19 protein-coding genes are annotated in these 18,720 nt (G+C 46.8%); 5 read left to right on the top strand and 14 right to left on the bottom strand.

Annotated features, from left to right (window positions below):
* Positions 1–28 precede the first annotated feature (28 nt).
* Entirely contained in the window at positions 29–622 is a 594-nt protein-coding gene (locus HR45_RS17290) for a phosphoheptose isomerase (protein ID WP_037445479.1), read from the top strand.
* Positions 619–1,197: a division/outer membrane stress-associated lipid-binding lipoprotein gene (dolP, locus tag HR45_RS17285; protein WP_037445478.1), complete on the top strand. Its 579-nt coding sequence runs from the start codon at positions 619–621 to the stop codon at positions 1,195–1,197. The genes HR45_RS17290 and dolP overlap by 4 nt, the downstream gene beginning before the upstream one ends.
* 86 nt (positions 1,198–1,283) lie before the next feature.
* On the opposite strand, the gene trpS is transcribed toward dolP, so the two are convergent.
* Genes trpS through rpe form a run of 3 tightly spaced genes read right to left on the bottom strand, consistent with a single transcriptional unit; the run spans position 1,284 to position 3,663 of the window.
* Positions 1,284–2,291, bottom strand: coding sequence for a tryptophan--tRNA ligase (gene trpS / locus HR45_RS17280; RefSeq protein ID WP_037445476.1), 1,008 nt, complete (start codon positions 2,289–2,291; stop codon positions 1,284–1,286).
* Between the two features lie 17 nt (positions 2,292–2,308).
* Complete coding sequence (locus HR45_RS17275; RefSeq protein WP_037445475.1) at positions 2,309–2,992, bottom strand: phosphoglycolate phosphatase; 684 nt, start codon at positions 2,990–2,992, stop codon at positions 2,309–2,311.
* Complete coding sequence (gene rpe / locus HR45_RS17270) at positions 2,989–3,663, bottom strand: ribulose-phosphate 3-epimerase (RefSeq protein ID WP_037445474.1); 675 nt, start codon at positions 3,661–3,663, stop codon at positions 2,989–2,991. Before rpe ends, HR45_RS17275 begins: the two co-directional genes overlap by 4 nt.
* Positions 3,664–3,862: 199 nt before the next feature.
* Here rpe and HR45_RS17265 point away from each other — a divergent pair, with 199 nt between their 5' ends.
* Positions 3,863–4,219 carry a hypothetical protein gene (locus HR45_RS17265; protein ID WP_037445473.1) on the top strand — a complete coding sequence of 119 codons (357 nt, stop codon included), beginning with the start codon at positions 3,863–3,865 and terminating at the stop codon, positions 4,217–4,219.
* A gap of 9 nt (positions 4,220–4,228) precedes the next feature.
* Here the strand turns inward: HR45_RS17265 and HR45_RS17260 are convergent, their stop codons facing one another.
* The 9 genes from HR45_RS17260 to HR45_RS17220 all read right to left on the bottom strand — a co-directional run bounded on the left by HR45_RS17260 (position 4,229) and on the right by HR45_RS17220 (position 13,268).
* Entirely contained in the window at positions 4,229–5,089 is an 861-nt protein-coding gene (locus HR45_RS17260) for a Dam family site-specific DNA-(adenine-N6)-methyltransferase (RefSeq protein ID WP_052074819.1), read from the bottom strand.
* A 46-nt stretch (positions 5,090–5,135) separates the two neighbouring features.
* Positions 5,136–6,569 carry an AAA family ATPase gene (locus HR45_RS17255; protein WP_037445472.1) on the bottom strand — a complete coding sequence of 478 codons (1,434 nt, stop codon included), beginning with the start codon at positions 6,567–6,569 and terminating at the stop codon, positions 5,136–5,138.
* 18 nt (positions 6,570–6,587) lie between these two features.
* Entirely contained in the window at positions 6,588–7,667 is a 1,080-nt protein-coding gene (gene aroB, locus HR45_RS17250) for a 3-dehydroquinate synthase (protein ID WP_037445471.1), read from the bottom strand.
* Complete coding sequence (gene aroK / locus HR45_RS17245) at positions 7,667–8,182, bottom strand: shikimate kinase AroK (RefSeq protein ID WP_037445470.1); 516 nt, start codon at positions 8,180–8,182, stop codon at positions 7,667–7,669. The genes aroB and aroK overlap by 1 nt, the downstream gene beginning before the upstream one ends.
* Positions 8,183–8,390: 208 nt before the next feature.
* Positions 8,391–10,442, bottom strand: coding sequence for a type IV pilus secretin PilQ (locus HR45_RS17240; protein ID WP_037445469.1), 2,052 nt, complete (start codon positions 10,440–10,442; stop codon positions 8,391–8,393).
* A gap of 21 nt (positions 10,443–10,463) precedes the next feature.
* Positions 10,464–10,979 carry a pilus assembly protein PilP gene (locus tag HR45_RS17235; RefSeq protein WP_037445467.1) on the bottom strand — a complete coding sequence of 172 codons (516 nt, stop codon included), beginning with the start codon at positions 10,977–10,979 and terminating at the stop codon, positions 10,464–10,466.
* Positions 10,976–11,605: a type IV pilus inner membrane component PilO gene (locus HR45_RS17230; protein ID WP_037445465.1), complete on the bottom strand. Its 630-nt coding sequence runs from the start codon at positions 11,603–11,605 to the stop codon at positions 10,976–10,978. The genes HR45_RS17235 and HR45_RS17230 overlap by 4 nt, the downstream gene beginning before the upstream one ends.
* Positions 11,602–12,198, bottom strand: coding sequence for a PilN domain-containing protein (locus HR45_RS17225; protein WP_037445463.1), 597 nt, complete (start codon positions 12,196–12,198; stop codon positions 11,602–11,604). Before HR45_RS17225 ends, HR45_RS17230 begins: the two co-directional genes overlap by 4 nt.
* Positions 12,186–13,268, bottom strand: a complete 1,083-nt coding sequence (locus HR45_RS17220) for a pilus assembly protein PilM (protein ID WP_037445462.1) — start codon at positions 13,266–13,268, stop codon at positions 12,186–12,188. The genes HR45_RS17225 and HR45_RS17220 overlap by 13 nt, the downstream gene beginning before the upstream one ends.
* A 179-nt stretch (positions 13,269–13,447) precedes the next feature.
* Here HR45_RS17220 and HR45_RS17215 point away from each other — a divergent pair, with 179 nt between their 5' ends.
* Positions 13,448–16,009 carry a penicillin-binding protein 1A gene (locus HR45_RS17215; RefSeq protein WP_037445503.1) on the top strand — a complete coding sequence of 854 codons (2,562 nt, stop codon included), beginning with the start codon at positions 13,448–13,450 and terminating at the stop codon, positions 16,007–16,009.
* A 50-nt stretch (positions 16,010–16,059) separates the two neighbouring features.
* Here the strand turns inward: HR45_RS17215 and HR45_RS17210 are convergent, their stop codons facing one another.
* Positions 16,060–16,515, bottom strand: coding sequence for a GNAT family N-acetyltransferase (locus HR45_RS17210; protein ID WP_037445461.1), 456 nt, complete (start codon positions 16,513–16,515; stop codon positions 16,060–16,062).
* Positions 16,516–16,969: 454 nt separating this feature from the next.
* On the opposite strand from HR45_RS17210, the gene HR45_RS19470 reads away from it, so the two are divergent.
* A complete protein-coding gene (locus HR45_RS19470; RefSeq protein ID WP_156104113.1) occupies positions 16,970–17,248 on the top strand; it encodes a hypothetical protein in 279 nt (92 codons plus the stop codon).
* An 82-nt stretch (positions 17,249–17,330) separates the two neighbouring features.
* On the opposite strand, the gene HR45_RS17205 is transcribed toward HR45_RS19470, so the two are convergent.
* On the bottom strand, positions 17,331–18,716 hold the full coding sequence (locus HR45_RS17205; RefSeq protein ID WP_037445460.1) for an SO_0444 family Cu/Zn efflux transporter: 1,386 nt from the start codon (positions 18,714–18,716) through the stop codon (positions 17,331–17,333).
* Positions 18,717–18,720: the final 4 nt, after the last annotated feature.

The raw sequence follows: 18,720 nt of genomic DNA, 5'->3' as shown, positions 1-18,720 counted from the left end.
ACCGAGCAGTGTAATGAAGGAAATCTCCATGTTAGAAAATATTAAGGCGAGCTTTACCGAATCGATTCAAACCAAGATCGATGCCGCTGAAGCACTACCAGATTCGATTGCGAAAGCCGCAGAGATGATGGTCAACTGCCTGCTGAGTGGCCATAAAATTCTTGCCTGTGGTAATGGCGGAAGCGCGGGTGACGCACAGCATTTTTCTGCAGAACTGCTGAACCGCTTTGAGATTGAACGTCCGCCGTTGCCAGCGTTGGCCTTGACCACCGACAGTTCAACACTGACAGCCATAGCCAATGACTACAGCTACGATGAAGTATTCTCTAAGCAAGTATTGGCCTTGGGTCAACCCGGCGATATTCTGCTGGCAATCTCCACCAGCGGCAACTCACGCAACGTGATAAAAGCGATGGAAGCCGCGCTGAGCCGCGATATGACCATTGTGGCATTGACCGGAAAAGATGGCGGCGCAATGGCCGGCTTACTGAGCAGCAACGATGTTGAAGTTCGCGTACCGTCAAACGTGACCGCACGTATTCAAGAAGTACACCTCTTGGTTATCCATTGTCTTTGTGACAACATTGATAAAACACTGTTTCCGCAGGATGATGCTCAATGAAGTTTTTGATGTTGCTGAGTTTTATGATGCTTACGCTCACGGGCTGTGCCGGCGCTATGATGGCTGGAACTGTGGGCGGGGCAGTCATGCTCAACGACGATCGTTCCATTAAAACCCAACTGGACGATACCAACGCTGACTTTTCAATCGACAGTGCCTTGCGCTCTAATGAAGAGCTAAAATCCCAGTGCAATATCAGTGGCATCTCGATGAACGGAAATGTGCTGTTGATAGGCCAAGCGCCTAGCTCGCGTTTGCGTGATTTGGCCGTCAGCACGATACAATCGCTGAAACTTGGCGGTAAAATTCACAATCAGATCCGCATTGGTAACCCCATCGCCTTCACTACTCGCAGCAACGACTCTTGGATCACCACCAAAGTGAAGGGACGCATGCTGAATGACAAGGTGCTGGACATGACCAAGATTAAGGTGGTCACGGAAAACGGTGAGGTATTTTTGCTTGGGCTTGTCACCCGTGAACAAGGTGATTTAGCCGCCGACATTGCCAGTAATACCGCAGGTGTCCGTAAAGTCATTAAGGTGTTTGAGTACGTGGAACCCAGCAATAGCTAAACAGGATTTGAGTATTCTGGCTTGACGCATATTCAGAGCAACAAAAAACCGGTCATTTGACCGGTTTTTTTATGTCTAATTGAGCATTATACCAAAAAGCCAACGCGTTCGTAGACGGTTTTCAGGGTCGCTTCAGCACGCGCCTGAGCTTTTTCTGCACCTTCGCGCATCACGGCATCCAAGAACGCACGGTCTTCGCGGAACTCACGATAACGAGCCTGCAGCGGCTCCAACATCCCCACTACAGCTTCGCCTGCAGCCACTTTCAAGTGACCATACATCTTGCCTTCAAACTGGGTTTCAAGTGAGCTAATACTTTCGCCCGTCACTCCCGACATCAGGCTCAACAGATTTGATACACCCGGTTTATTGTCAATATCGAAACGAACGACTGGTGGCTCGTCGCTGTCGGTCATCGCTTTCTTCAGCTTTTTCATGACTGCTTTTGGATCTTCCAACAAGCCAATGACGTTATTGCGGTTTTCATCTGACTTCGACATTTTCTTGGTAGGGTCTTGCAGCGACATCACTTTCGCCCCCAACTCAGGAATAAATGGCTCAGGAACAGTGAAGGTATCGCCGTAAGCATTGTTAAAGCGAATCGCAATATCACGGGTCAATTCAAGGTGTTGTTTTTGATCTTGTCCAACTGGTACTTCATTTGCCTGATACAGCAAAATATCCGCAGCCATAAGAACCGGGTAACCAAATAGTCCAACGTTGATATTGTTGGCGTACTTCTGCGACTTATCTTTGTACTGTGTCATGCGGCTCAGTTCACCCATTTGGGTGTAGCAATTCAACACCCAAGAGAGTTGAGTATGCTGTGGCACATGCGACTGCATAAACACAGTGCTCTTCTTAGGATCGACACCACATGCGAGGTACAGCGCCAAGGTATCCAAACAAGCCTGACGTAACTTCTCCGCATCTTGACGGACAGTAATGGCGTGCAAATCTACCACACAGTAAAGGCAGTCGTGACTGTCTTGCATATTCACCCACTGACGCAATGCGCCTAAGTAGTTGCCGATGGTCAGTTCACCAGAAGGCTGGGCACCACTCAGTACAATGGGTTTACTATTACTGCTCATTTATCTATTTGCTCCGCTTATTTGTCAGCGCTTTCAAGTAACGCCAGAATTTGTTCAAAAGATTCACAAACCGCATCGGGCTCGCTGAGTCCGATATCTTCACCGTAGTTGTAACCGTAGGTCAAGCCAATCGAGGCAATACCTGCCGCTTTAGCTGCACGAATATCATTTTTTGAGTCACCCACCATCAGCAGTTGCTGCGGCAGCAGTTGCCATTGTTCGCCCAAATAGGTCAGCGGCAACGGATCCGGCTTCATCTTGGCTAAACTATCGCCCCCCAAAATCAACTCAAACAGCTCTCCGATACCAAAAGCATTGAGCAAAGGCACACTAAATTTATAAGGCTTATTAGTCACTACGGCGAGACGATAGCCCTGAGCACGCAATTGTTGTAATACGTAGGCAACCCCTTCATAGAGTTCGCTATATTGCTCCAAACAAGCCTCATAATGCCGCATAAACACAGGCATCGCGTCGTTAAGATAAGCAAGGCTCGGCAGCTCGCCACTACTGGCGTTAATCGCTCGCTCCATTAATTTAGTGGTGCCATTACCCACCCAATTACGAACCTGGTCTTCGGTAACGCTGGCAAGTCCCAGTTCTGCCAGTGTGCGTTGAGTAGCTACCGCTAAATCCGGTACGCTATCCACTAACGTACCATCCAAATCAAACGCTATTCCTTTAATGCCACTAAATTTCATGCTGTTACCTTTGCTAGTTCCTCACGCATTTGGTTGATGACGGCTTGATAATCCGGCTGCCCAAAAATAGCTGAGCCAGCGACAAACATATCCGCTCCCGCCGCAGCAATCTCGGCAATGTTATCCACTTTAACACCACCATCGACTTCTAAGCGGATATCCAAACCACTTTCATCAATGATTTTACGAACTTGCGCTAACTTCTGTAGCGTTTGTGGAATAAATGACTGCCCACCAAAACCAGGATTTACCGACATCAACATGATGATATCAAGCTTATCCATCACGTAATCGAGATAGCTCAATGGCGTGGCGGGATTTAACACCAGTCCGGCTTTACAGCCATGTTCTTTAATCAACTGCAGGGTGCGGTCAACATGCTCACTGGCTTCCGGGTGAAAGGTAATCATGGAGGCGCCAGCTTTGGCGAACGCCGGGACTAGACTATCAACCGGTTTCACCATCAAATGCACATCAATATCTGCTGTCACACCATGCTTGCGCAATGCCTGACAAATCATTGGTCCGAACGTCAGATTAGGCACATAGTGGTTATCCATAACATCGAAATGCACCACGTCAGCGCCTGCGGCCAGCACCTTATCCACCTCCTCTCCGAGACGAGCAAAATCGGCGGCAAGAATGGAGGGGGCAATTAAATAAGGACGCATATTATTCTCACAAGGGTTCTGGAAGTGGTCTATTCTAACCGTCAGCGGCGATAGGCTCTAGGGTGTGTTGCGGTTTATTAAGAAGTTTATTGTACACGGGACGCTGAAAAAACGAGCTGCGACCATGGTCAAAAAAGCTGTTTAATTTATCAGCGCGTTTGCTATACTCCGAAAGTCGTAAAAGTTTATTAACGAGAAAATGGACGTCAAAAACGCAGGTTTTATCCCCAACATTAAATCAGTTGCAGTCATTCTTACTGCGGCGGGTGTTGTGGTATCTGCGGCTTACAGCGTGCAGCGTTATGCCTTAAGCGACAACGCCTTAATCGCTAACTGTGCAACCCGTAATGAGTACAACACCTCTCTACCAAGCAGTCATCCAAGTAATCGCTGTGCAAATCCTGAAGAAGAACTGAGCTGGCGTAGTTGGTTTAGTGGTAAAAGCCGCTCTGGGCAGTTTCATTTTATTGATCTGATGGAATTACTGAACGGCCATCAGCGCAAACCTATCGATGACGTATCACCCACCAATTCGGGTAGCAATACTCAAAGCTAACGCTCTCTTTTAAGCACGTTGTAACATCTGAATTACGTTGCCTGATGATTCGACAGCATCATAAAACGCGATTAATTCATCGACCTTTTTACGTGATGCGCCCTTCTGACTAATATTGCGCTGTACGCTGATAACTTCCAGTTTTGCGCCGCGGTAGAGCTCGCGAGTCAGCGGAATATCATGATTGCTAATCACCACCGGAATGCCTTTTTCAAAGGCTGTATGCCGTGAATTGCGCGCGAGTATGGCCTGATCATCCAAGCTAAAGCCTGCTCCCACATATGTGGTGAAACTCGCCGTAGTTGAAAGCGGTGCATAGGGAGGGTCGCAATACACCACATCCTCTTGCTTGAGTAATGCAAATGCTTGCTCATAACCGATACAGGCAAACTCGGCATTCTGTGATTTTAACGAGAAACCGCGAATTTCCGCTTCAGGGAAATAGGGCTTTTTATAGGAACCGAAAGGTACATTGAATGAACCTTTACGATTGTAGCGACACAAGCCATTAAAGCCATGACGATTGAGGTAAAGAAAACCCAATGCTCTGTCGAGTGGATCTGTAGCGGCATTAAAACGCTTGCGCGTTTCATAGTAAAAGTCTGAATCGTTATTGGCGGCGACAAACAACTCACCAGCCAGACCGATGAAATGTTCGGGATCTTTCTGCACAATGCGATACATTTCAATGAGATCTTTATTGATATCGCATAGCAGGTAGTTAGGATAATCGGTGTTCAAAAACACTGAGCCCGCACCAACGAATGGCTCAACCAATCTTTGACCAGCAGGCAAGTGGCGCACAATGGCATCGACCAGCTTAAATTTGCCGCCCGCCCATTTTAGGAACGCCCGCTGTTTTTTTATCATCAATCAGTGCCAAACGTTTAAAATCAAAAGCCAGATTCTACCTGCTTTACGAGGAAATTTCATCGGCAATCCGTCTTTCCAACCGATAATCCTTAACCTCTGACCAAGCACGTAGCCAAGGGCTCGCAATTCCGCTTGCCACGAGTTCTTTACTGACCTGCTTGGCGTTAGCTCGCTGCGAAAAATCACCGACTAACACCACCCACCAGTCACGATGGCGGCAGATCATCACCTGACGTCCTTTAAGCTTGGCAAGCACCGGCGCCAATGAAGCCTGATGTTTCACACTGGCCACCTGCAAAGTGTAACCTTTAGTCGGCAGCTCATTCATCTTGGCTACTTTAGCTGTTGCACCTTCTCGGTCTGTGGAGTTCACCTCTGTTTCTGAGATTATCTGAGCGGCAGCGGCTTGATTGACATCAACATCAATTTCCGCAGTTTGAACATCGGCAACACTTTGGGCGTCTCTCAACAAATCACTTTGTTGCACCTCAGCTTGTTGGCTTTCCGTCACAGTCTTAGTCTTAGCATTCACAGACGCTGTTGTCTTAGTTGCCGCAACGCTTGCGATCGGCTTACTGCCATCACCTAGCAATGCTACGCCAGTGAGATTTACGCTTTTAGGTGGATGAATAATGGCATTAGCGAACGCAACAATAACAGTCGTATTATTAGGTATTAATACAGAGGAAGCTCGGCTTACCTCAGGCAATGGTTGCAATGCTTTATAGCCGTACCAGCTAACAATGGCGGACATCACAAGGAAACCAGTGGCCATTGCTAAATATGTTTTCCAAGGTCTTACTGCGGCAGTTTGCGATTCACCAATGAGTGCTAACTCTATTAGCTTTACAACCTCAGCCGGAGTACCTTGTTGGCGCTCTAGCTTGGGGACAATGATTTTGCGAGGGGTAAAGGTTTGTTGCTGTGAGCGACTCATGAGCGTTTGATATAAGCCTTCACGCTCAGCCATACTCAATGCTGGAATCGTAATCGGCAACAACGCATTCCGTTGGTTAGCAGGTAATTGATGTACAAAATGCTGGCTGAATTCTACTGAAACTGTCGCAGTAACAGTGATGGGATACCCTGCGGCTTGGAGTCCTGTCAGCAACAATAACTCCGCCCATAACACTAACGGCAGGTTTTCCGCATCATCCAACAGGATGTGGATAGGCTGATTAAGTGAGCTAACGAAGCGTAGCAAGGTGTCTACTAACGAAACATCGTCGTCAAACAATGGGTCAGGCAACAGTTGCATGATGATTTTGCGACGAATTTCTTGTGCGGAGACATGCTGAGGACAGCTTACAAGTGATAAATTGCGCGTATCCAACTCATCGGCAAGTCCCGCGAGTAAGCTAGTCTTACCGCTACCATTGACACCGCTGAGCAACACTAACTGCTGACCATAGCATGCAAGATGCAACAGTCGTTGAATTAATGCTTCTTGAGAAGGTAGAAGAAGTTCGTTCGCCACAATACCACCCGAGGGTCATTAGCGGCTGATAACTTGCTCCAACAAAGTATCAGATACTTCGCCAAAGACAGCGGCACTACCAAGGCTAGTCGGTAACACTAACCGAATTTTGCCCGATAATACTTTTTTATCACGCCGCATATGCTGAATAAAACTGTCAAAGTTCATGCTGTCTGGCGCGCTAATCGGCAAATCAAATGCCTTGAGCAATGCCACAATACGACAAACGATTGACTCTTCGATCAATCCCATGCACTTAGCCGTTTCGGCAGCAAGTACTGTGCCAGCGGCAACAGCTTCGCCGTGTAGCCAATTACCGTAGCCCATTTCAGCTTCAATCGCATGGCCAAAGGTATGACCCAGATTAAGCAAAGCGCGTACACCTTGCTCGGTCTCATCCTCTGCCACCACCTCAGCTTTTATTTCACAGCAACGCTTAATCGCGTATGCCAAAGCTTGCGGATCCAGTGATTTAAGTTCATCAACATGCTGTTCTAACCATGCGAAAAACTCGACATCCCATATAATGCCGTATTTGATCACTTCCGCCATACCAGCAGCGAACTCTCTAGCAGGTAATGTATTGAGACAACGCGTATCTATCAGCACACTTTGAGGCTGGTAAAACGCGCCGATCATATTCTTCCCTAACGGGTGATTGACCGCAGTCTTACCACCAACGGAGGAATCAACCTGAGACAGCAGTGTGGTAGGGATCTGTACAAACTGCACACCACGTTGATAACTCGCGGCTGCAAAGCCCGCCATATCACCGATAACACCACCACCAAGCGCAACGATTACCACATCTCGCCCGCAATTATGTTCTAACAAAGCGGTAAAAATGCTGTTTAGCTGCTCAAGTGTTTTGAATTTTTCGCCATCGGGTAACACAACTGAAAGTACAGTACCTAATTCACTAAGGTAGTCGGTCACTTGCTGGAGATATAAAGGCGCAACTACGTCATTGGTAACAATGAGCAGTTTGCGCCCTGAGAATTGAGATAGATATGAGGCACTTTGACCTAACAGATCCTGGCCGATAAGGATGGGATAACTACGCTCTCCTAATTCAACCTGAATCTGTGTAAACGCCATTAGAACCCCAATTTATCTATAATTTGATTAGCGACCACTTTGGCGCTTTGTTCATCCGTTTTGACAATAACATCCGCAATCTCTACATACAGAGGATTACGCTTGTCAGCCAGATCTTCGAGCACTTCTCTTGGATTGTCGACCTGAAGTAACGGACGACGTTTATCGCGTTGAGTACGGGCAACTTGCTTATCGATGGTAGTTTCGAGATAAACAACAATACCGCGAGCAGACAGATAGTTACGAATATCTTTGCTCTGTACTGAGCCACCACCTGTTGCCAACACAATACCCTGCTTTTCGGTCAAATCAGCAATTACTTGCGCTTCGCGACGTCGAAAACCTTCTTCACCTTCAACATCAAACACCCACGCGATGTCTGCACCTGTGCGGCTTTCAATTTCCTGATCTGAATCGTAAAACTCAAGATGTAGCATTTGCGCCAAGTGACGTCCTATGGTGCTCTTACCGGCGCCCATAGGCCCTACTAGAAAAATATTACGTTTTTCAGCCATTTCTTATACGTCTGAATCTTATGAATAGTTTGCAGAAAGTCGATTTGGCAACAAATCGACGGGATTGTTACCTTGCTCTAATGAGACTTGATTCCGGATTATCTCAGCTAAAGGCCTCTGTTAGCAAGCCACCCTTTACACTTATTAACAAGGTTGCCAATAAAAAAGCCAGCGAACAAAGCACTGGCTTTTGAATTTAAACAAAAAACTAGAAGTCTTCAGTAACGATTTTCGGCGTAACGAAAATCAGCAGCTCATGGCGTTCGTTAGAATCTGAAGTGTTTCTGAATAATGCTCCGAGTACCGGAATATCACCAAGGACAGGGACTTTATTCACTGCATTGATAATTTGCTGTTGATAAATACCACCCAGCACGATGGTTTCACCATTATCAACCAGTACCTGAGTACCCACCTTTTGAGTATTAATTGATACTGCTTCACCTAATGGAGTCGTTACCACTTCTCCTTGAGAGTCTTGGGTAATTTCTAAGTCCAAAATCACGCGATTATCAGGGGTAATCTGTGGAGTTACCCGCAGCGACAATACGGCCTTTTTAAATTGCACCGTTGCAGCACCGCTAGAAGCCGACTCAACATAAGGAATTTCCACACCTTGCTCAATGTAGGCAGATTTTTGGTTTGACGTCGTAATGCGTGGGCTGGCAATAATTTCACCTTTGTTTTCCTGCTCCAACGCACTTAACTCTAAGTCCAACAGGGTGCCATCTGATAGCTTCGCCACACTGAAGGCAATGCTGGCGGCGTTACTTGCTCCTGATGGCAAATTCACGTTTAAACGATCGGTCAAATCAGGCGTACTACCAGATACCAGTCCTGAAGCGCCTTCAAGAGTACCGGACGTACCATAATCACCTTGCAAATCAGTAACACCCCATCGAACGCCTAAATCCTGCGCAACAGTATCACTGACAGTGACCATGCGAGATTCAATCAACACCTGTTTGATGGGAATATCCAATGCATCAATCAGTCTATGCACATTCTCTAAAATGTCAGCGGTATCTTTCACCAACAGAGTGTTAGTCCGTTCATCGACGGCAACACTACCCCGCTCCGACAACAGGCTTGAACCTTCGCCTTTGAGCAAATTGGCAATATCAGTCGCCTTGGCATAGTTGATTTGTAAATACTCAGAATACAACGGTGCTAGCTGTGCAACCTCTTGCTTGTTTTTCAAGTCTTGGCTTTCGCGGATCGCCAACTCTTCTGCTGGCGCAACCATCAAAATATTACCTTCGATGCGCTTATCTAAGCCTTTAGTTTGCAAAATCAAGTCCAAGGCCTGATCCCACGGCACATCATCAAGACGTAGCGTAATACTACCTTCTACCGTATCACTAGTGACCAAGTTGAAATTGTTGTAATCCGCGATGATTTGCAATGCAGTTCTCACCGAAATCTTTTGGAAATTCAGCGAGATATTTTTTCCTTTATATTTTTTCTTCGGTTCAATAGACGCTGTTTGAGCCGCTTTCGTCATCACGACTTTGAACAAATTACCATCCTGTTCGTACTTATAGTCGTAGACGCCTTTGATATCGATCATAAAGCGAGTCGTCATATCATCACGGAAAGTCTCAAAACTGCGCACAGGGGTAGCAAAGTCTTGTACATCCATGACATATAACATGTCATTAGGAATTTCAGTGTTATAAAACTGCACCTCAAGTTTTGCACCGACTTGCTGCACATTCGCTGCCACAGATGCATTATTGAGCTCAACAACTAACTCACCACCTTTGTCACCAGCGCGGTGAAAATCGATATTTTTGATTTTGTTAACGAAAGGGTTGTCAGCCTGGCTTTTAGGATCCAGAACGGCATCATTAATAGTTAAACGGTAAGTATTACCAATCGCTTTTCCTTGGTATGGTTTTACCTTTGCCAACTCAAGCGCAACCTGCAAAGAAGTTTCCTGTTGCTTAGTTGTCATTTTTTCAACGCCTACTTGGTGAATAGGCATTTCAGATTTTTCCAATCCCGAGGTGGTATCAGCAAAGTTGAGACGAATACCGGCAGGATCTGCATCAAGTAAAATCTCAGGATCCGCTACAGGATTTTCAAATACCAATTCCATCTCGAGCTGATGATCAATGATGGTGTGATATTTCACGTTAACCAGTTTGTTCTCTGCCATTGCGCAAGGAATGAGACTAACCGCCAAAACACATCCCAATGCGAGTCGCAACCATGCGCCTGTCTTTCCAGGTCTGTTATGCGCCACAATAGATCTCATTATTTTCTCATCCTTCGCTGGTTATTCGCCTGTCAACTCAAGACTACTATTCCGTTCGGTCCAACATCCCGAACCGTCAGGAATTAACTCTCCAATATCAATACTATTCGCCGAAATCGATTTAATCCGGCCATGATACAACCCAAGATAGTCACCAACCCCTACTCGATAAACGCTTGAGTCAGCAGTTTCAATCAATGCCCAAATAACCCCCCCTTGACTCAAAGTACCGCGCATCTTGAGATTATCCAGCGCATAGGTTTCCAGTCGCCCTTTTCTGCGCTTGAGATCAGGTTGTAAGCAATCTCTTGAGGTATCAACAACTTCTTCCGTCAGCTCTCTTGCTGGAGGTACAAACGGACTACGCAATGATTGCGCTTGGTAAGCAAAATGTTCAAATTTCGGCGGTTCTTTCAAAGGCGGAATACGAGGCACGTGATTCGCCTTGGTAGAGGCGACAAACTGCACCAGATCAGCGCGATCACCAATGCATCCACCCAACAGAAATACCATTAAGACAATTGGAAGAAATCTCATTTAGCTTTCCCCTTTGCCTTGTCCTTGCCTGCGGCAGCATCTGCCCCCTCTTTAAAGCGGTAGGTTTTCGCCAGTACTTCCATCAGTAGCTGACCACTACTCTCTTCTCGCTTGATAACAAAGTCGTGCAAGCTCACAATCCGCGGTAATTCAGCAACACCCGACACCATTTGACCAAGCTGGTGATAACCGCCTTCTACCGACATACGAATCGGGTACTCTATGTAAAATTCACGCTGTATTTCTGCATCCCAGTCAATACTGCGAATTTTTAGCCCAGAATCCGTTGCTACAAACGTCAGGTCATCCAACAATCCCGGCATCTCATTTTGTGACGGTAGCATTTTAAGCAGCTCTGCAAACTGCGCTTCCATTTCAACGAGTTGCTTGCGATATAGTTCAAGGTTAGCAGCTAACTGATATTTTGCTGTAAAGTCTTGTCGTAATTGAGCTTCTTTACGCTGTTCAGCCTCGTATGACGACCAAGCATCGTCAACAAAGAAGTAGTAACCACCGACAAAAACTAAAATCGCCAAGATGACAGCAAACACAGTTTTGACCTGTGCAGGCCAATCACCGATGTTTTCCATATCAAGGTCATTAAACTGGCTAAGATCTAATTTCATTTGCCAGCCCCCTTAGTCTTCGCTGCGGACTTAGTCGCAGCAAGCTCTTCCGCGCCACCTTTGACAGTCACTTTGAGCCTAAAACGTTGCAACTCACGAATATCTTCCTGCTGCGAGACGATGGACTGCATTGATGGATCCTGCAACCATTCAGATGCCTTAATTTTGCGCATCATGTTCGCGACATTATTGTTGGACTCACTGCGCCCTTCAATCCAGATGATACTGCCCTTTTTCTCAACGCTAGAGAGGTAGACGCCAGGCGGAATAACCTTCACGAGTTCGTCGAGGATGTGAGTTGGTAAATTTCGGGCTTGCTGCAGATTGAGGATAATTTCAGTACGTTTTTCAATGTCCGCTTTGCGCTGCTTGATCTTGGTAATTTCGGCAATTTGTCGGTCTAATTGCTGAATTTCATTCTGCAGATACGCATTACGTTCGCGCTGATCTTCCGTCATCAGTCCAATAAAGCTGATAGTGAGATAGACGATAAAAGCGGCGCCGACAAATACAAGCCCCAGAATTCCTAAATAATCGCGCTTTTTCTTTTCCCTGGCCTCTTCACGCCAAGGCAACAGATTTATGTTCGCCATTGACCGTAACTCCTTAATGCGAGACCACAGGCAATAAGATATTTATTAATGTCTTTTTGTAACTGCTGCTGTACTTTTTCATCGGCCTTAAGCGCTCCTTTAAAAGGATCGGCAATTGCCGCCTGCACACCGAGTTCATTAGTAAGTAAGTTGACCATGCCTTCTAATTTAGAAGTGCCGCCACAAAGGAGTACATAATCCACTTTATCTTTGTTGCTTGAAGTGCAATAAATCTGCAATGTACGTTTAATCTGCTGCAGTAATTGTGTTTGGAATGGAGACAGCACCTCAAACATATAATTTCTTGGCAGGTCTCCATCTATTTTCGCTTTTTCTGCCTGCTCATATGGCATACCGTAATAAGACAAAATTGATTGGGTAAACAACTCCCCACCAAAAGCTTGCTCACGGATAAATGTCGTTTCACCCTGCTCGACCACTGCAAAGGTGGTCATGTTGGCGCCAATATCGACTAGCACGACAACACCTTTTTGCTGGATATCTTCTGGCACCTGTTTGGCGACAAGTTCATAGGCGCGGCCTAAAGCGTAGCCTTCAACATCAACCACTTTTGCTTCCATGCCGATGTCATCTAACGCATCAACACGGGCGTCAATATTGTCTGTTCGACAGGCACTTAACAGTACATCGACCTTAGTAGCATCGTTTTTGTTGGGCGCGAGGGTTTCAAAGTCAATGCTGACTTCATCAAGGGAGTAAGGGATAAGGTTGTCGGCTTCGATTTCGATTTGGGCTTCCATTTCAACTTCATTCAATGAAGCATCCATGTAGATGACTTTGGTCATCACCGCCGAGCCCGACACTGACACAGCAGCAAATTTTGCAGATTTAGGAAGTTGGCGTTTAAGAAGACGTAAAGATTCTATGACCGCTTCGCTATCGCGAATATCATGATCATTAACAGCGCCCTTTTTTATTGGCACAGCAGCGTGAGCCAATATTTTATATCCGTCAGAAACCTTGCCCAGCAGAATGGCTTTGACCTCATGAGAGCCGATGTCAATCCCAACCATCTGCGGCGCCTGACGCCTCCATAAATTAGAAAGCATAGTCCCGTGCCATCTTTTTGTTGTTGAATCCTAGCGTAGCACAAACTTTACAAGTATGTGATCAATTATAAGTTCTTCATTAACATTATTTTGGTTCTTTTTAAATCACCATTTTACTTCACCCAAACTACATGGCCTTATATACTAAAACGTCTATGCAAAAAGCGGAAATTTATAGTGTGAAGTGGTTAAAACGTATTCTGATTACATTTTTCAGTCTATTTCTACTGGGAATCATCACAGTTACTGCAACTTATTTTTACGTTTTACCGGATTTGCCGGACGTTGCCACATTAAAAAACGTACAACTGCAGACCCCGCTTAAAATATATTCACAAGATGGCAAGCTTATTTCACAGTTTGGTGAAAAACGTCGCATTCCATTAGAACTCACTCAAATACCAAAGCCGCTGCTACAGGCATTCATTGCCACAGAGGATTCTCGCTTTTACGAGCACAAGGGGGTTGATCCTGTTGGCGTGCTGCGCGCTGCGATCGTGATGGTAACCACAGGGCAAAAGCGCCAAGGTGCAAGTACCATCACCATGCAGGTGGCACGTAACTTCTTTTTAACGCGCGACAAAAAGTTTATTCGTAAAATCAAAGAAATTTTTATCGCTCTCCATATCGAACAGCTGCTCACTAAAGACGAGATCCTAGAGCTGTATGTAAACCGTATCTATCTTGGTCAACGTGCTTATGGCGTTGGAGCTGCGGCACAAGTTTATTATGGAAAAGATGTCAGTGAGTTAACGCTATCTGAAATGGCAATGATTGCTGGATTGCCAAAAGCACCGTCAACCATGAACCCTATCTCATCGCCTAAACGAGCCTTTGCACGGCGTAATGTGGTGCTGATGCGGATGCATGACGTGGGATATATCACCGATAGCGAATACCAAAATGCCATAGGTGAACCACTCACAGCGTCATATCACGGCGCAGAAATCGACCTCTATTCGCCGTATATATCGGAAATGGTGCGTGATTACATGGTGCAAAAGTATGGCGAAGAAGAGGCCTATACTGGCGGCTACAACGTCTACACCACCATTGACTCACGTCTTCAGAAAGAGGCACAACAAGCCGTACGTGACAACGTCTTCGCATATGACGAACGTCACGGTTATCGAGGTGCCATTTCAACAATTTGGACAGATATCGCGCCGAGCAATGATCAGATCCTTGCAGCGTTAGCCAAGACTCAAGCGGTTGACGATATTCAGCCCGCTGCGGTCATGCAACTTGATGAGCAAACCGCCACAGTGATGCTCGCCAGTGGTCAGCAAGTGACTCTCGATTGGGAAGGTATTAACTGGGCACGTAAATATATCTCTGACCGGCGCCAAGGCGCTGCGCCTAAAACCGCTAGCGACGTGTTAACCGCTGGTGAAATGGTATGGGTGCGACTTAATGGCGAACACTGGCAACTATCGCAAATACCACAAGTTTCGAGTGCAATAGTGTCATTGGCACCACATGATGGGGCGATACAAACCTTAGTTGGTGGCTTTAGTTTTAGCATGAGCCAATACAATCGTATTACCCAGGCTAAACGCCAATTGGGATCCAACATTAAACCCTTTATCTATACCGCCGCTTTAGAAAAAGGCTACACCTTAGCCACACTTATCAACAATGCGCCGATTAACAAGCCTGATTTGCGTCAAGGTACTGCTTGGCGCCCCAAAAATTCACCGGATGTTTATGGCGGCCCAACACGTTTGAAAGTTGGTTTGGCTCAGTCCGTGAACGTCATGGCCGTACGTGCGCTGCGCTACGTTGGGTTGGATAATGCTATCAACAAACTGTCGGAGTTTGGCTTCAATCGCGAAGATCTGAATCGTAACGAATCGTTAGCGCTCGGTTCTCCGTCAGTGACCCCGCTAAAAGTTGTCACTGCATTTACCTCATTTGCTAATGGTGGCTATTTAGTCGAGCCATATTTTATTGACCGTATTGACGATGGCTATGGCAAAACAATTGAGCGAGCCCAACCAGCACTAGCGTGTGATGACGATGATATTGTTGCTCCTGCGACATCTGACAGCAGCGCAATGACGGCCGACAATACCGAAACTTTTGTCACTGAGCAGCCAACAGCTTCGATTACCTCTGATAGTGCTTTAGCGTATAACTGTGCTAATCCCGCAGCTCACAAAGCTAAACGAGTTGTATCCAAGCAAGTTGCTTTCCTAATCACTGAAGCACTCAAGAGCGTTATTTGGGGCGGTGGTGATTGGAATCACGGTACAGGTTGGAATGGTACCGCTTGGCGGGCGGCGCGATTGATCAAGCGTCACGACATTGCGGGTAAAACAGGTACCACCAATGAGTCAAGAGACACCTGGTTTAGTGGTTTTAACCCAACGTTGGTGACCACGGCATGGGTAGGTTTCGATGACCACAGTCGCGAGCTAGGCCGCACTGCCTGGAATCCTAATGGCCCTAAATCACAGATCTCCGGTGCCGAATCCGGCGCTAAATCTGCGGGCCCAGCTTGGAACCAGTTTATGTACCACGCACTGCAAGGTACACCAGAAGTTCCAATGCAACCACCAGAGGGCATAGTGTCAGTACGCATCGATCTCGCGACTGGCAAACTGTCTCGGAAAACGGACTACACCAGCGAGTTTGAGTATTTTATTCAGGGCACAGAACCGACGGAATACGCCCAAGAAAACAGTGACGACAGCAATATCTTCATTGATTCAAAAGCGACCAATGACCTATTTCAATAATCGACAATGACGTAGTTAAACAAAAGCACGCTTATTAGCGTGCTTTTTTATTATTGCTGACTGAGCAGCATATCAACATGAGGGATGTCATCTTCGAGGTACATATCAGACACGGCGACAAAGCCAAGCGCATGGTAGAAGGATGACAGATATTCCTGCGCACCAATCTTGATGGCTTGATGCGGCCAATACTGCTGACACAAGGAAATCGCTTGCTTCATTAAAGCTTTGCCTGTCCCATGTTGTCGAAATGCAGGGTTTACGAGTACTCGGCCGATGCTTGGTTCAGCGTAGGATAATCCGGGAGGTAACAAACGTGCGTAAGCGAGTAAATCCCCAGCGTCGTTGTAGGCCAATAAGTGACGAGCATCAGGGTGACAGTCTTTGCCATCTAATTCTGGGTAAGCACACTGCTGTTCCACTACGAACACGTCAACACGTAAACGTAATAACTGATACAGCGTAGACGCCGATAATTCGCTAAAGCGCCGACTTTGCCACTGCATAAATCTGTCTCATTAAGTCGATAAAACAAGGATGCAGATTAACAAATATGTCGAATACAAGGCTATGGCATGGTGAGAGAATTTCCGGTGCCGATGCAGGATCATGGCAAAACGTAAGAAAGCGCCGGGAAGCACAGCCAAAATTCCCGCATCGGCAATTCGCAGCAATTGCGTTTGCCACAACCGGAATTCGATAGATTGTTAACGCCTACTTACATCGCAAGCATAAGCACCGATGACAAACAAATTGGGGCGTCCTTGTCCCAATTTCACCGGATTTACTATGAACGCTAAAAGTATACTACTGTTGCATTAACTTTATTAGCCATTCAAAAACTTACGAATTGTTCCACTGACGGGACAATATCTATAGCGCTATCTCGTATCAAAAATGACTTTTTATTTTAAATTATTCTATGTCGGCAACATGCGGTTTAACTGAGGTGAGCGTAGAATGAATTCATCAGGCATGGTGCCTGATACAACTGGTTTGATGGCAACATCCCACCACCAGCTGTCAGTGAACTTGATATCGCCGGACAGCTATTTTACGACTGCTGTCCAACGGTCTCTCCCAAGTGAATACGGAAGGAAAACCATGAGTAAAGAGCACAAGAACAGCAAAGAGCAGAAGAAACAGCCTCAGCATACGGCCAAAGAAAAACGGGCTCTGAAGGCAGCAAAAAAACAAGCGAAATTCGCCCCGGTGGAGAACATTAAAGCAGGCAAATAAATTGAAAATTCCAGTTTTCACCAGTCTGTTACACACGAAAGGCGCTCAATGAGCGCCTTTTTAGTTGTCGATTTGTCACGGCTTATGAGCAGCAATCTTTATGGACCGACTTGCCCGGCAGTTTGTCGTACAGCACTTTCGCCATCAACACCGCCAGAATAATCGCCGAGTAGTTCACAATCACATCAGGTAACACACGGTGCTCGTCACCGAGTTGCGGCATTACTTCAAAGCCAAAATTCGCCACCAGCAGATTCACCAGCCAGCCAAACACCAGAGCCACACTCAGCACACCACCTAAATAGCCCAGTAACGCTCGACGGCCCATCTCTTTAGCAACAACGCCAAGCGTGGCGATGTTAGTGGCAGGGCCAGCCAGCATAAACACTAAAACTGCACCGGGTGACACGCCTGCCAACAGCAAGCCCGCGGCAATCGGGGTCGAAGCGGTGGCGCAGATGTACATCGGAATCGATACCAGCACCATCACCAGCATGGCCAACAAGCCGTTACCCCACTGCGCGAGGAAATCTGCCGGCACATAGGTTTGTACCAAAGCAGCGAAGAATAAACCGACCAACAACCACACGGCGGTGTCTTCAATCAAATCAGTGGCAGCATACTTCAGCCCTTGCAGCAGCTTTTGCGCAACACTGGCATTGCTCGCTAACGGTGCATCACCACAGCAACTGCTACCGTTGCTCGCGTTTGAGCTACAACAGCTGTCAGATTGAGTTGCTGAGGATGAACAGCAACTACTCGCCGTGGCTTTAGGCTCACTGCTGCAACAGTTGCTCTTTTCCGGCGACAGATTGTCAGCACCACAGCAACTGCGGGCCACCTTGGTTTTTTCGCTACCACAGCAGCTCGACTCAGAACTAGCCGCACTATTTACACTGTGACTTACACTGCTTGCGTTGTTAACTAACGGTGCAGCCGCCATCGGTTTGAATGTCGCAGGTTTAAACGTAGTGGCCTGCTTAGCCGCATTATTGGCAGTATCGGCCGCGCTTGAGCAGCAAGCTTTGGTGCTGTGCGCTGCAGCATCATCCGCCTTAACGGCTTCTGCCTGCTCTTCGTCACGGCCCACCAACAGCCCTGCCACAACAGCACTCGTCACCGCAGCGATTGGCCGCACAATCGCCATAAACGGGCCGAGCAATACATAAGAAACTGTCACCGAGTCCACACCGGTTTCTGGGGTAGACACCAAAAATGAGGTGGTGGCTGCTTTTGAAGCGCCACTGCGACGCAGGCCAACTGCCGCCGGAATCACCCCACAAGAACATAGTGGTAATGGAGCGCCAAACAGCGCGGCTTTCAGCGTCGCTTTAAAACCGTGGCCGCCAAGCTGCTTATTCATCCAGCTCATAGGCACAAACACCTTGAGCATGCCAGCTAATATCAGCCCGAGTAGCAACCAAGGTGCTGACTCCATAAATAACGCCAAAAAATGATTCATGACCATGGAA

The organism is Shewanella mangrovi (assembly GCF_000753795.1).
Lineage (GTDB): Bacteria > Pseudomonadota > Gammaproteobacteria > Enterobacterales > Shewanellaceae > Shewanella > Shewanella mangrovi.
Note: the sequence above shows the minus strand (reverse complement) of the source record. Positions and strands in the feature narration are given on the sequence as shown.